Annotated in this window: 12 protein-coding genes and 1 pseudogene; 10 read left to right on the top strand and 3 right to left on the bottom strand. The window is 58.5% G+C overall.

The annotated features are described in order from the left end of the window. Nucleotides 1-36: 36 nt before the first annotated feature. Nucleotides 37-1,533 carry an L-asparagine permease gene (gene ansP / locus ACTJI7_RS00065; protein ID WP_028013287.1) on the bottom strand — a complete coding sequence of 499 codons (1,497 nt, stop codon included), beginning with the start codon at nt 1,531-1,533 and terminating at the stop codon, nt 37-39. A 331-nt stretch (nt 1,534-1,864) separates the two neighbouring features. Continuing rightward, nucleotides 1,865-2,752: a LysR family transcriptional regulator gene (locus ACTJI7_RS00070; protein WP_045260620.1), complete on the bottom strand. Its 888-nt coding sequence runs from the start codon at nt 2,750-2,752 to the stop codon at nt 1,865-1,867. 108 nt (nt 2,753-2,860) lie between these two features. On the opposite strand from ACTJI7_RS00070, the gene ACTJI7_RS00075 reads away from it, so the two are divergent. Beyond that, the gene (locus tag ACTJI7_RS00075) at nt 2,861-3,259 is read left to right on the top strand and encodes a (R)-mandelonitrile lyase (protein ID WP_045260619.1); all 399 of its coding nucleotides are present in this window, start codon (nt 2,861-2,863) and stop codon (nt 3,257-3,259) included. Here the strand turns inward: ACTJI7_RS00075 and ACTJI7_RS00080 are convergent. Then, the gene (locus ACTJI7_RS00080) at nt 3,256-3,399 is read right to left on the bottom strand and encodes a hypothetical protein (RefSeq protein ID WP_154818592.1); all 144 of its coding nucleotides are present in this window, start codon (nt 3,397-3,399) and stop codon (nt 3,256-3,258) included. The genes ACTJI7_RS00075 and ACTJI7_RS00080 overlap by 4 nt on opposite strands. Nucleotides 3,400-3,461: 62 nt before the next feature. On the opposite strand from ACTJI7_RS00080, the gene ACTJI7_RS00085 reads away from it, so the two are divergent. The 9 genes and pseudogenes from ACTJI7_RS00085 (at nt 3,462) to ACTJI7_RS00125 (ending at nt 12,279) form a co-directional block, all read left to right on the top strand. After that, a complete protein-coding gene (locus tag ACTJI7_RS00085; protein ID WP_028013284.1) occupies nt 3,462-4,001 on the top strand; it encodes an AAA family ATPase in 540 nt (179 codons plus the stop codon). Between the two features lie 110 nt (nt 4,002-4,111). Further along, entirely contained in the window at nt 4,112-5,113 is a 1,002-nt protein-coding gene (locus ACTJI7_RS00090) for an LLM class flavin-dependent oxidoreductase (RefSeq protein WP_248198858.1), read from the top strand. Then, nucleotides 5,110-6,231, top strand: coding sequence for an amidohydrolase (locus tag ACTJI7_RS00095; RefSeq protein ID WP_136485709.1), 1,122 nt, complete (start codon nt 5,110-5,112; stop codon nt 6,229-6,231). The genes ACTJI7_RS00090 and ACTJI7_RS00095 overlap by 4 nt, the downstream gene beginning before the upstream one ends. Nucleotides 6,232-6,247: 16 nt before the next feature. Beyond that, a pseudogene (locus ACTJI7_RS00100) lies at nt 6,248-8,511 on the top strand (NtaA/DmoA family FMN-dependent monooxygenase). A 9-nt stretch (nt 8,512-8,520) separates the two neighbouring features. Next, nucleotides 8,521-9,030 carry a GNAT family N-acetyltransferase gene (locus ACTJI7_RS00105; protein WP_028013279.1) on the top strand — a complete coding sequence of 170 codons (510 nt, stop codon included), beginning with the start codon at nt 8,521-8,523 and terminating at the stop codon, nt 9,028-9,030. Nucleotides 9,031-9,039: 9 nt separating this feature from the next. Next, nucleotides 9,040-9,966, top strand: a complete 927-nt coding sequence (locus ACTJI7_RS00110) for an amino acid ABC transporter permease (protein WP_047368635.1) — start codon at nt 9,040-9,042, stop codon at nt 9,964-9,966. Continuing rightward, a complete protein-coding gene (locus tag ACTJI7_RS00115) occupies nt 9,950-10,723 on the top strand; it encodes an amino acid ABC transporter ATP-binding protein (protein WP_045260613.1) in 774 nt (257 codons plus the stop codon). The genes ACTJI7_RS00110 and ACTJI7_RS00115 overlap by 17 nt, the downstream gene beginning before the upstream one ends. A gap of 9 nt (nt 10,724-10,732) precedes the next feature. Beyond that, nucleotides 10,733-11,620, top strand: coding sequence for an ABC transporter substrate-binding protein (locus ACTJI7_RS00120; protein WP_136485712.1), 888 nt, complete (start codon nt 10,733-10,735; stop codon nt 11,618-11,620). A 41-nt stretch (nt 11,621-11,661) separates the two neighbouring features. Then, entirely contained in the window at nt 11,662-12,279 is a 618-nt protein-coding gene (locus ACTJI7_RS00125) for a glutathione S-transferase family protein (protein WP_041909801.1), read from the top strand. Nucleotides 12,280-12,302: the final 23 nt, after the last annotated feature.

Here is a 12,302-nt window from a genome sequence, read left to right on the forward strand (position 1 = left end):
GGCAAATGCCTTCCCTTTTTAATGCCTGTGTGATGCTTAACGCGAGGTCTCTTCCACCAGCGGCGCGTCGTGTTTTTCATCGTCTGGATGAACCGGCGCGGTGCTGTGAATTTCGTGAACGCGCTTACGCACGCCGAACCAGCCAGCGATCAGCAGCACGGCCAGCAGCGGGATGGTGGCGATGGTATAGGTGCCGTTCGGGTAGTCGAACGCCATCAGCACCAGCACGCTGAACAGGAAGAGCAGGGTGAGCCAGGAGGTCACCGGCGCGCCCGGCAGCTTGAAGCTGATATCTGCGGCTTTGCCTTCTTTAATGGCTTTACGCAGACGCATCTGGCAGACCACGATAAAGGCCCAGGAAGCGATAATGCCGAGTGCGGCCACGTTCAGAACGATCTCAAAGACCTGAGACGGCACCAGATAGTTCAGGAATACGCCGAAGACATACACCACCAGCGTGGCAAGAATGCCCGCGTAAGGCACGTGCTGCTTGCTCATCTTCGACATGAACTTCGGTGCTGAACCGCCCATCGACATGGAGCGCAGGATACGCCCGGTAGAGTAAAGACCGGAGTTCAGGCTGGAGAGCGCCGCCGTCAGCACCACGATGTTCATGATACTGCCCACGTAAGGCACGCCGAGCTTCGAGAAGAAGGTGACGAACGGGCTCTGGCCGGCCTGATAGGCGTTCCACGGCAGCAGCAGAACCAGCAGCACCACGGAGCCGACGTAGAACAGACCGATACGCCAGATCACGCTGTTAATGGCTTTTGGCACCATCGTTTGTGGGTCTTTACATTCGCCCGCAGCGGTACCGACCAGCTCAATAGAGGCAAAGGCAAACACCACGCCCTGCACCAGAACCAGCGCAGGCAGCAGACCGTGCGGGAAGAAACCGCCGTTATCGGTTATCAGGTGGAAGCCGGTAGCATTGCCATCCAGCGGCTTGCCGCTGCCGAGGAAGACGGTACCGACCACCAGGAAAATCACAATAGCGAGCACTTTGACCAGCGCAAACCAGAACTCCATCTCGGCGAACCACTTCACGCCGATCATGTTCATGGTGCCGACGATCGCCAGCGCGCCAAGGGCAAAGACCCACTGCGGCACATCACCGAACGCGCCCCAGTAGTGCATATACAGCGCAACGGCGGTGATATCGACGATACCGGTCATCGCCCAGTTGACGAAGTACATCCAGCCTGCCACGTAGGCGGCTTTTTCACCGAGGAATTCTCGGGCGTAAGAGACAAAGCTTCCGCTGGAAGGGCGATGCAGTACCAGTTCACCCAGCGCGCGAAGAATGAAGAAAGAGAAGATCCCGCACACCAGATAGACCAGGGCGAGAGCCGGGCCCGCCATCTGCAGACGCGCGCCAGCACCTAAAAACAGACCCGTTCCGATAGCGCCGCCGATGGCGATCATTTGAACCTGACGGTTGCCCATCGCTTTGTGGTAGCCCTCTTCGTGGGAGTTCAACCAGCGACGTTTCGCAGCGTGATGATCGGCTGCGCTTTTATTGCTTGTTTTCATTGAGTTACCTGTTTGCCTGTCTGAACCATTATCGTGATAGTCCTGCCTGGCAGAGCGCAATACAAACGATTGCTTCTGCGCAAACACATGCCGCCTTCCCAGTCATTCTGCGTATGGATAAGGCGAAACATGGCGAGGCATCCTACCTGCAATTGATAAGCGACGCAAAATATAACCGTGCCGAAAGTGATGCACGTCGAAGGAAATCGTGTGGTCAGAGCAGAGGGGGATCACAACACGCTGAATCGTGATGAGTTTTTAGTCAAAACAATCGCGACGTTGTTTATTTAATCATCAGATTCCCTTAATTATTACCAGATGGTATAAATTTTTACTGCCGCAGGGCATCGAGAAGCAACCTGAACGCGGTTGTGTGCTGTCGACGGCTTGGATAATAGAGGTGATATCCTTCAAACGTGGGGCACCAGGACTCAAGGACCCTGACGAGCCGTCCGTACTGAAGGGCGTCCAGGACCGAGGACTCGGGCACGTAGGCTAATCCGAGGCCACTCTCCGCCGCGTCGATGCGCTGCGACAGATTACTCAGTGTAAGCTGTCCTTCAACCCGCACCCGAAGCTCGCGCCCGTCGCGCTCAAACTCCCAGTCATACACTGCCCCTCGGGTGGGCAGGCGGAGATTGATACAGCGGTGTTCACCCAGCTGCTCCGGCACGAGCGGCACGCCAAAACGAGCCAGGTAATCCGGGGAGCCGACGACCGCCATGCGCATGTCCGGCGCTATCCGCACCGCAATCATATCTTTTGCCACCTGTTCACCCAGGCGTACCCCCGCGTCGAAGCGGCCATCGACGATATCTGTCAGGCCGTTGTCGACCGTCACTTCGACGTTGATTTCAGGATACTGCAGCATAAAAGCCTTCAGTGCCGGCCAGAGCACGGCGTCCATCGCGTGCTCGCCGGCGACGATGCGGATAGCGCCTGCGGGTTTGTCGCGGGTGCTGCAAAGCGCCGTGAGTTCCTGTTCGATCTCCTGCAGATGCGGGCTGAGGCGCGAAAAGAGCTGCTCACCCGCGGGTGTCGGAACCACGCTGCGGGTTGTGCGGGTTAACAGGCGAACGTCTAATCGCGCTTCAAGCTTGCGCATCGCATGACTCAGTGCCGATTGCGAGACGCCCAGCTGCGCCGCTGCGCGCGTAAAGCTGCGCTCGCGGGCCACTACCATAAAGGAGAGCAGGTCGTTGAAATTATCTTTTAGCATTGCGGTTCTATTTATGAATTTCAGTCATGTGTTCTATCTCATTATGTACCCTAATGCTCCAGAATGCTTTGCGCTACTGTTAACGCAACAGTCAACAAGGAGCAAAAGATGAAAATTATCCGCAGCGGTTCATTACCTTCAGCAACAGGCCCGGAGGCTTGGTTTACCGGCGCTGTTCGCATTGACGCGCCCTTTCAGGCGAGCGAACCTGCCAGCGTCGGCGGGGCAACCGTGACCTTTGAGCCGGGGGCGCGCACGGCCTGGCATACGCATCCCCTGGGACAAACGCTGATTGTGACGCAGGGGCGCGGCTGGTTACAGGCGTGGGGCGAAGAGGCGGAAATCCTGAATCAGGGCGATATCGCCTGGATCCCACCCGGCGTGAAGCACTGGCACGGCGCAAGTGCGCAAACGGCGATGACGCATATCGCCATCGCCGAAGCGGTAAACGGCAGCCCGGTAACGTGGCTGGAAAAAGTGACCGACGAACAGTACCCGAACGGCTAACCGCCAAAAACGGCAATCGCCTGCTGCAGGCGCGGTTGATCAAACAGCAGCACCAGACTGGCCAGCTGCAGACGTTTCTCAGGGAATAAATAGACTGCCAGACAGGAGAGTAACACCGCCGCGGTAATACCAGGAAGCATTTCGTTAACAGAATGAAAACGTTATGATTCGGTCTCATTTTCGTAAATACAGGGAGGCTGAGGTGAAAATTAACGTCATCGGAACCAGCGGAAGTGGAAAAAGCACGCTGGCGAAGCAGATTGCGACCGAACTGGCTATTCCCTATATCGAGATGGACAGACTCTACTGGCGACCCGAATGGCAGGGAACGCCGGACGATGAGTTTCAGGAAAAGCTTGAGCAGGTGCTACAGGCGTCGCCAGACTGGGTACTCGACGGCAACTATAACCGCACGCGGCCCGTTAAATGGCGTAATGTAGACGTTGTCGTGTGGGTGGATTATGGGTTTGTCCGCACCCTCTGGCAGGCCGTCAACAGGGCAATCAAACGGGCCTGGCATAAACACGAGCTTTGGCCCGGAACCGGGAACAAAGAGAGTTTCCGGCGCGCGTTCTTCAGTAAAGAGTCGATTCTCATCTGGACGATGAAAACGTGGCGTAACAACCGCACGCGTTATGAAGCCGATCTGCAAAACCCGCAATATGGGCATATCCGCTTCGTCCATATTACCCGCCGCGGGCAGGCGGAAACGCTGATTGCCGCCTTAAAATCTTATTCTTAGTAGGGTTTTATATATCTGATTTCCGGCAAACCAAATGTAAATTAATTGTTTCTCAGTGGTGAAATACGCCTTTAATAATGTCGACATGTTAAGTCAAACGAGAACGCAACATGTCATGGCGAATCAGCATTCTGGATAAAAGCCCCATCGCTGAAAATGAAACGGCTGCCGATGCGCTGGCGCGGACGTTAGCGCTGGCGCAACAGGCGGAAAATCTGGGCTATCACCGCTTCTGGATTGCCGAACACCACAATACCCCGCAACTCGCCAGCCCCTCGCCGGAACTGCTGATTGCCTGGATCCTCGGGCAAACAAAGCGCATCCGCGTGGGCTCTGGCGGCGTCATGCTTCAACACTACAGCCCCTATAAAGTCGCTGAAAACTTTAACGTTCTGGCCGCGCTGGCGCCGGGTCGCGTGGATCTGGGCGTCGGGAAAGCCCCCGGCGGTTTGCCGCTCTCAACCCGCGCGCTTCAGCAGGGCCTGAATCAGCAGGAAAAGGGCAGCTTTGCCGAACAGCTGGCCCAGCTCGACCGCTGGATCCGTCCTGAGCATCTCTCTGCTGAGGAGGCCGTTCGCGCCACGCCGTTGCCGCCGGTCCCTGCACAAGGTTTCCTGCTGGGGGCCAGCACCGAAAGCGCGCTGCTCGCCGCATCGCTCGACTGGCACTTCGTCTTTGCCGCGCACCTGAACGGCGATCCGGAGCTGCTGCGCGAGGTGGTATCGATCTGGCGGAAGAACAGCGCGCGGGAGGTGATTGTGGCGGTGCAGGCGATTGTCGCGCCGACCCAGGCCGAAGCGGACGCGCTGGCGCAGAAGGTTGAAGTGTGGGGCGTTGAGCTGGCAAACGGCCAGCGCGTAACCGTCGCCAGCGAGGAGCAGGCCTACGCCTTTGCCCGTCAGGCGGGGAGCGAGCCGGTGCGCATTGCCCGTCGGGCCCAGTCGCTGCTGGCGGGCACAGCTGAGTCGGTGCTGGAACAGCTTAACGCGCTGCACGAACAATGGGGCATTGACGAATTTATCATCGACACGCCGGTCGCGGAGGGGGCAACGCGCGTCGCGTCTCTGCGTCAGCTGGCCGAGGCGCGTCTTAACAGGGAGGTCACCGTATGAGCTTCGGCGAACAACTGATTGCCTGGCGTCGTGAGCTGCACCGGAACCCGGAGCTGTCCGGCCAGGAAGTGGAGACCACCGCGCGCCTGCGCCAGTGGCTGACGAATGCCGGTATTCCCCCGCAGCCTTACGATCTGCCGACCGGGCTGGTGGCGGAAATTGGAACCGGTAGCAAGCTGATTGCGCTGCGGGCAGACATTGATGCCCTGCCAATTGAAGAGCGCAGCGGCGTGCCGTTTAGCTCGCAGCATGCAGGCGTGATGCACGCCTGCGGACACGATATCCACACCAGCGTGATCCTCGGCGCCGCGTTAAAGCTCAAAGAGCGGGAAGCCTCGCTTAACGGCCGGGTGCGTATCCTGTTTCAACCTGCGGAAGAGAACTTTGGCGGTGCGAAGAGCATGGTGCGTGCTGGTGCCCTGCGTGACGTCAGCGCCATTTTCGGCATGCACAACGAGCCGGGCCTGCCGGTCGGTGAGTTCGCCACCCGCGGCGGACCGTTTTATGCCAACGTCGATCGCTTCGTGATCCGCATTACCGGTAAGGGCGCGCACGCCGCACGTCCGCACGAAGGCAACGACGCCATTGTGCTGGCGAGCCAGCTGGTGACGGCGCTGCAAAGCGTCGCCAGCCGCAACGTCAACACGCTGGATTCGGTGGTGCTGAGCGTCACCCGCATCGCAGGCGGCAACACCTGGAACGTGCTGCCGGAAAGCGTCGAGCTGGAAGGCACGCTGCGTACCCACCGCACGGAAGTGCAGCAGAATGTGAAAGCACGCGTGGGTGAAATTGCCGCCGGGTTTGCCAGCGCCTTCAGCGCGCAGATCGACATCACCTGGTATGCCGGGCCCACTGCGCTGGTGAACGACGAGCGCTGGGCCGACTTCGCCACCTCGGTCGCGCGTGAGGTCGGTTATGAAACCCGGTATGCGGAGCTGCATATGGGCGGGGAAGATTTTGCGGTCTACCTGCAGTCTGTTCCCGGCGCGTTTGTCAGCATCGGCAGCAACAGCCCGTATGGTTTACATCACCCGGCGTTTAATCCTGACGAAGCCCTGATTGAGCCCGCAGCCCGCTATTTTGCACAGCTGGCGGAAAAAGCCCTGCAACACGTTTAATTCTGGAGAGGTAAATATGTCTGCACATCGTCAACTGCGGCTTGGGACCATTTTGCATGGTGCATCGGGCAATATGTCCGCCTGGCGTCATCCGGCGGCGGTCGCGGATGCCAGCATTAATTTTGAATTTGTAAAAGAGACGGCGTTAAAAGCGGAGGAGGGCAAACTCGATTTTTTATTCGTTGCCGACGGTCTTTATATAAATGAGAAATCCATTCCGCATTTTTTAAACCGCTTTGAGCCGTTAACGGTATTATCCGCGCTGGCAAGCATCACTACGCGGCTGGGGCTGGTGGGAACGTTATCCACCTCCTACAGCGAACCCTTTACCACGGCGCGCCAGTTCGCCAGCCTCGATCATCTGAGCAACGGACGTGCGGGCTGGAACGTGGTGACTTCGCCGCTGGAAGGGTCGGCAAAGAACTTCTCTCGCGAAAAACACCCCGAGCATGCGCTGCGCTATCGCATTGCGGATGAGTATCTCGACGTGGTGAAAGGGCTGTGGGACTCCTGGGAAGGCGACGCGTTTATCCGCAACAAAGAGAGCGGTCAGTTTTTTGACCCGGCCATGCTGCATACCCTCGATCACCACGGTGACTTCTTCCAGGTCGCCGGTCCGCTGAATATTGGTCGCACCCCGCAAGGGCGTCCGATTGTTTTTCAGGCGGGCGCGTCGGACGACGGGAAAAAGCTGGCGGCAAAACATGCCGACGCCATTTTCACTCATCACGAAACGCTCGACGAGGCAAAAGCGTTTTACCGCGACGTGAAGCAGCAGCTGGAAACAAACGGCCGCCGCGCGTCAGATTTACATATCTTCCAGGGCGTCAGCGTGATTGTCGGTAAAGACGCCGATGACGTGGAAAACCAGTATCAAACCACGGCGGCGCTGGTGTCGGTTACCGATGCCCTCAATTACCTCGGGCGCTATTTTGAACATCACGATTTCAGCCAATACCCGCTCGACGAGCCGTTCCCGGATATCGGAGACTTAGGCAAAAACAGCTTCCGCAGCACCACCGATGAAATTAAGCGAAATGCCCGCGAGCGCAACTTAACCCTGCGCCAGGTGGCGCTTGAGGCCGCATCGCCGCGCCCGCGCTTTTCCGGCACGCCGGAGGAGGTCGCCGACGGTCTGCAGGCTTGGTTTGAAGGCTATGCCGCAGACGGCTTCATCATCCAGGGCGGTACGCCGGATACCTTTCCGCGCTTTATTGACCAGGTGGTGCCCGTTTTACAGGCCCGCGGCCTGTTCCGCACCGACTACCCGGGAACTACGCTGCGCGAAAGCCTTGGCTTAGACCAACCGAAAAACCAGTTCACACAACAATAAAAGAGAACTCCGCTATGCAGAAAACATCGCTTATTCTGGCGCTCGCGCTGGCCTTTACCCCTGCCGTCTGGGCAGAGAATGTGAACATTAACGGCACCGGCGTGAGCATCGAGGCCAATAAAACGCCGATCAATACCGCCAAAAACAGCGATGCAGTGGCGCAGTTGCCGAAAGATTATCGCTTCGCCGTGCCGGGGAAATTTACCGTGGCGGTGGCGGGCCTCAATCAACCGCCGCTGACGGTATTTTCCGACGACAACAAAACGCTGCTCGGGAGTGAAGTTGACGTCGCCCGTCTGGTGGCCGACAGCCTCGGGCTTGAGTTGAACGTGGTGCCAACGTCGTGGGAAGACTGGCCGCTGGGCGTGGCGTCCGGGAAATACGATGCCGCCATCAGCAACATTACCGTTACCAAAGCGCGCAAAGAGAAGTTTGATTTCGCCACCTACCGTAAGGACTCCCTCGGCTTCTACGTGAAATCGACCAGCCCGATCGAATCGCTTCAGAAGGCTGAGGACATCGCCGGGCTGCGGATTATCGTCGGCTCCGGCACCAACCAGGAGGCCATCCTGCTGGCATGGAATGCTGAAAACCTGAAGAAGGGGCTGAAACCGTTTACGCCGATCTATACCAAAGACGATGCGGCGCAAACGCTGGCGCTCCAGTCCGGGCGCGCGGATGCCTACTTTGGCCCGAACGTAATTGGCGCATGGAAAGCGGCGCTGAACGGGAAAACTAAACTGGTCGGCAGCGTCGACGGCGGCTGGCCGAAGGCGGCGCACATTGCGGTGACGCTGAAGAAAGGCAGCGGGCTGGTTGAGCCGGTGCAAACCGCGCTGAACGACGTCATCAAAAACGGCGATTACGACAAAGTGCTGAACCGCTGGGGAGAAGGCGTTGAGCGTATTCCGCAGTCAGAAGTGAATCCTGATGGCCTGGGTGATTAAGGAGGCGCTATGCGTGAACAATTTCGTGACGTTTCACCGGAAGATGCCGAACTTCAGCCCATTATCGAGGGGCTGTTCGGTGAATATGCCGCCCGCTACGGTGACTACTTCTCTAAAGACGCGGAAGTGGAACTCACCGAGTGGTATTTAGCGCCGCAGGGGCTGTTTATCGTTCTGGAGCGTGACGGAAAAATCATCGCCACCGGTGCGTACAAACCCTTCGACGAACGCACCGCGGAAATCAAGCGCATCTGGACGGACAAAACCCTGCGTCAGCAGGGGCTTGCCGGACGCGTAGTGCAGGAGCTGGAGCGCAGGGCGGTGCTGGCAGGTTACAGCCAGATCTACCTGACAACCGGTTTTCGCCAGCCGGAAGCGGTCAGGCTCTATCTCAGCCAGGGCTACCAGCCACAGTTTGATCTGAACCGGGATCCGGAAGAGTACAGCCAGCCGCCTTTTGACGGTCGGCTGCGCTTCACTAAAACGCTGGTACGCGAAGCGTTCAGTAAAACCGCATGAGGAACGACGATGAGCAACGTTGAAACCATTAAGGTGGTCCCGGCGCGTTATCCGCTGCGGACCGTCGGCGCCGCGGTGGCGCTGTTTGTCCTGGCGATCGTGATCCAGTCCGTCGCTTTCAACCCGCGCTGGGAGTGGGCGGTGTTTGCCCGCTGGTTCTTCGACCCGGTTATTCTCGAAGGTGTAGGGCAGACTCTGCTGCTTACCCTGATCGGTACCGCGCTGAGCGTGGTGTTGGGCGGCATGCTGGCGCTGGCGAGACTCTCCTCGTCATGGCTGCTGAGCAGCCTGGCGTGGGGCTATATCTGGCTGTTTCGCTCGCTGCCGCTGATCGTGGTGCTGATCATTCTCTACAACTTTTCCTATCTCTACGACACGCTCTCCCTCGGCGTGCCGTTCACCAGCATTAGCTGGGGCAGCTTTGAGACCATTAACGTGCTCGGGCAGTTCTCCACCGCCGTGGTGGGACTAACGCTGGTGCAGAGCGCCTACACCGCAGAGATTATTCGCGGGGGTTTCCTCGGGGTGGATCACGGCCAGTATGAAGCGGCCGCCGCGCTTGGCCTGCCGGCCTGGCGACGTACGGTGCGGATAATCCTGCCTCAGGCGTTGCGCACCATTCTGCCGTCCGGGTTCAATGAAATTATCAGCCTCGCCAAGGGAACGGCGATGGTCTACGTCCTGGCAATGCCGGAGCTGTTCTATACCATCCAGATGATCTACAACCGTACCCAGGAGGTGATCCCGTTGCTGATGGTCGGTGCCGCCTGGTATCTGGTGATTACCACCGTCTTGTCCGCTATCCAGTACGGTGTTGAACGCGCACTCGCCCGCAGCGAACGCCGCTCTGCGGTTAATCAGAACCGTGCCGCCCGTCGCACCCGTTCCGTCACCACCACGCCAGCACAGGAGCCTATCCATGCAAGCCTCTCCTGAAGGACATATCTCGATTACCGGCGTCAGCAAGTATTTTGGTCGCCATAAGGCGCTCGACAACGTTTCGCTTGAGATCCCGCCCGGTTCCGTGACGGTCATTCTCGGGCCCTCAGGCTCGGGCAAATCGACGCTGCTGCGCACCATTAACCATCTGGAGCGCGTCGACGAAGGCTTTATTCAGATCGACGGGGACTACATTGGCTACCGTCGTCAGGGCGACAAGCTCTATGAGCTGAAGGAGAAAGAGATCCTCAGGCAGCGCGTCAACGTGGGCTATGTGTTTCAGAACTTCAATCTCTTTCCTCACCTCACGGTGCTGGAAAACCTGATTGAGGCGCCCATCGCGCATAAGAAGCTCAGCAAAAAAGAGGCGGTGGAAAGGGCATACAGCCTGCTGGACGTGGTTGGGCTGCGGGATAAGGCCGACGCCTGGTCTCGCCATCTCTCCGGCGGGCAGCAGCAGCGCATTGCGATTGCCCGCGCGCTGGCGTTACGTCCCCGCGTGATGCTGTTTGATGAACCTACCTCGGCGCTGGATCCGGAGCTGGTGGGAGAGGTGCTGGACGTGATCAAAAAACTGGCCCGCTCCGGCACTACGCTGGTGGTGGTCACCCACGAGATCGGCTTTGCCCGCGAGGTGGCGGATCAGGTGGTGTTTATGGTCGACGGGAAAATCGTGGAGCAGGGCAGCAGCGACGCGGTATTGAACCGTCCGTCGCATGCGCGAACGCGCCAGTTCCTGTCAAAAGTGCTGTAAGGAGCGCAGATGAAATACGGACTTCTGGCGGGGCTGGTCTTCACAACGGCAAGCCACGCCAGCATCGATCTGAAAGCCAACGAGCAGCCGCTGCCGGTGAGGGTGGATCGGCAGGCCGTGGCGAAGATCCCCGCCGGTTATAAATTCGTTGAGCCGGGTACGCTGACGGTCGCCGTCTCGATGCTGAACTCCCCGCCGCTGGCGCTTCTGGCCAGCGATAACCGCACGCGGATTGGCAGCGACCCGGATATCGCCCGCCTGCTGGCGGGCAGCCTGGGGCTGAAGCTAAAGCTGGTGCCAACGGCGTGGGAAGACTGGCCGCTGGGCATCGCTTCCGGGCGCTACGACGTGGCGCTGGTGAACATTGCGGTGACCGAACAGCGTAAAGAGAAGTTTGATTTTGCGACCTACCGCGTCGATTCGCTGGCGTTTTCAGTGAAGTCCACCAGCGAGATTCAATCAATCAAAAGCGCGGAAGATCTGGCCGGGAAAAAGGTAATTGTCGGCTCGGGCACCAATCAGGAGCGCATCCTGCTGGGCTGGAACGAAGAGAATAAAAAGGCGGGGCGAGCGCCTGCGCTGCCGGTCTATCTCCACGACGATGCCTCGGGCAATCTCTATATCCAGTCCGGCAGGGCGGACGTGTTCTTTGGCCCTCAGTCGGTTTCAGCTTACAAAGCGGCGCTCACCGGCAAAACCCGCGTGGTCGGTTTAGGTCCGAAAAAAGCTTATGTCGCGACCACGACCAAAAAAGGCAATGAGCTGGTGTACGCGTTGCAGGCGGCGCTGGACGGGGCGATTAAGCGCGGTGATTATCAGAAGGTGCTGGCGCGCTGGGGCGAACAGGGCGAAGCGGTGGCGCAATCGGAGGTCAACCCGCCTGGGATAACCTACTAATGGTGCTCTACACTTAGGATTTTCACTCCTGAGGGGGCAACATGATGAAACTCTATGGCGTACCCGGCTGGGGCTCGGCAATCAGTGAAGTGATGCTGACCCTGGCTGATATTCCTTATCAATTTGTGAACGTTGACGGGTTTGACCAGCCCGGCCCGCAGCGTGAACTGCTGCAAAAACTCAACCCGCTGTGCCAGGTGCCCACGCTGGAGCTGGAAAATGGCGCCATCATGACCGAAACGGCGGCGATTGCCCTCATGGTGCTCGACCGTTGTCCCGATCTCGCCCCGCCCGTGGGGCAGGCCGAGCGTCAGCAGTTTCAGCGTCTGCTTATCTGGTTCGTGGCGAACGTCTATCCCACCTTTACCTATGCCGATTATCCCGAACGTTGGGTGCCGGACGCCCCGGAGCAGCTGCAGAAAAACTGCATTGAGTACCGGAAATCCCTCTATCTGTGGTTTGAAAATCAGCTTAAGGCCGCGCCGTTTGCGCTGGGTGAACGGCTGACGCTGCTGGATGTGTATATTGCGGTGGCGCGCACCTGGGGGCCTCGCCATGAGTGGTTTGCGACAAATACGCCGAAGCTTACGGCGATTGCGGATACCGTGTGTCAGCTGCCGGAACTGCACAAGGTGTTAAAGGCAAACAACATTATCTGATAACGTGGAATGCTCACACATAA

Source organism: Enterobacter sp. 22499 (assembly GCF_052044815.1).
GTDB classification, from domain to species: domain Bacteria; phylum Pseudomonadota; class Gammaproteobacteria; order Enterobacterales; family Enterobacteriaceae; genus Enterobacter; species Enterobacter bugandensis.

Excerpts from the sequence above, each read along its gene's own strand:
- ACTJI7_RS00125 (WP_041909801.1), top strand. The coding sequence starts at position 11,662 with ATGATGAAACTCTATGGCGTACCCGGCTGGGGCTCGGCAATCAGTGAA.
- ACTJI7_RS00090 (WP_248198858.1), top strand. The coding sequence starts at position 4,112 with ATGTCATGGCGAATCAGCATTCTGGATAAAAGCCCCATCGCTGAAAAT.
- ACTJI7_RS00115 (WP_045260613.1), top strand. The coding sequence starts at position 9,950 with ATGCAAGCCTCTCCTGAAGGACATATCTCGATTACCGGCGTCAGCAAG.
- ACTJI7_RS00105 (WP_028013279.1), top strand. The coding sequence starts at position 8,521 with ATGCGTGAACAATTTCGTGACGTTTCACCGGAAGATGCCGAACTTCAG.
- ACTJI7_RS00075 (WP_045260619.1), top strand. The coding sequence starts at position 2,861 with ATGAAAATTATCCGCAGCGGTTCATTACCTTCAGCAACAGGCCCGGAG.
- ACTJI7_RS00070 (WP_045260620.1), bottom strand. The coding sequence starts at position 2,752 with ATGCTAAAAGATAATTTCAACGACCTGCTCTCCTTTATGGTAGTGGCC.
- ACTJI7_RS00080 (WP_154818592.1), bottom strand. The coding sequence starts at position 3,399 with ATGCTTCCTGGTATTACCGCGGCGGTGTTACTCTCCTGTCTGGCAGTC.
- ACTJI7_RS00120 (WP_136485712.1), top strand. The coding sequence starts at position 10,733 with ATGAAATACGGACTTCTGGCGGGGCTGGTCTTCACAACGGCAAGCCAC.
- ACTJI7_RS00110 (WP_047368635.1), top strand. The coding sequence starts at position 9,040 with ATGAGCAACGTTGAAACCATTAAGGTGGTCCCGGCGCGTTATCCGCTG.
- ansP (WP_028013287.1), bottom strand. The coding sequence starts at position 1,533 with ATGAAAACAAGCAATAAAAGCGCAGCCGATCATCACGCTGCGAAACGT.
- ACTJI7_RS00095 (WP_136485709.1), top strand. The coding sequence starts at position 5,110 with ATGAGCTTCGGCGAACAACTGATTGCCTGGCGTCGTGAGCTGCACCGG.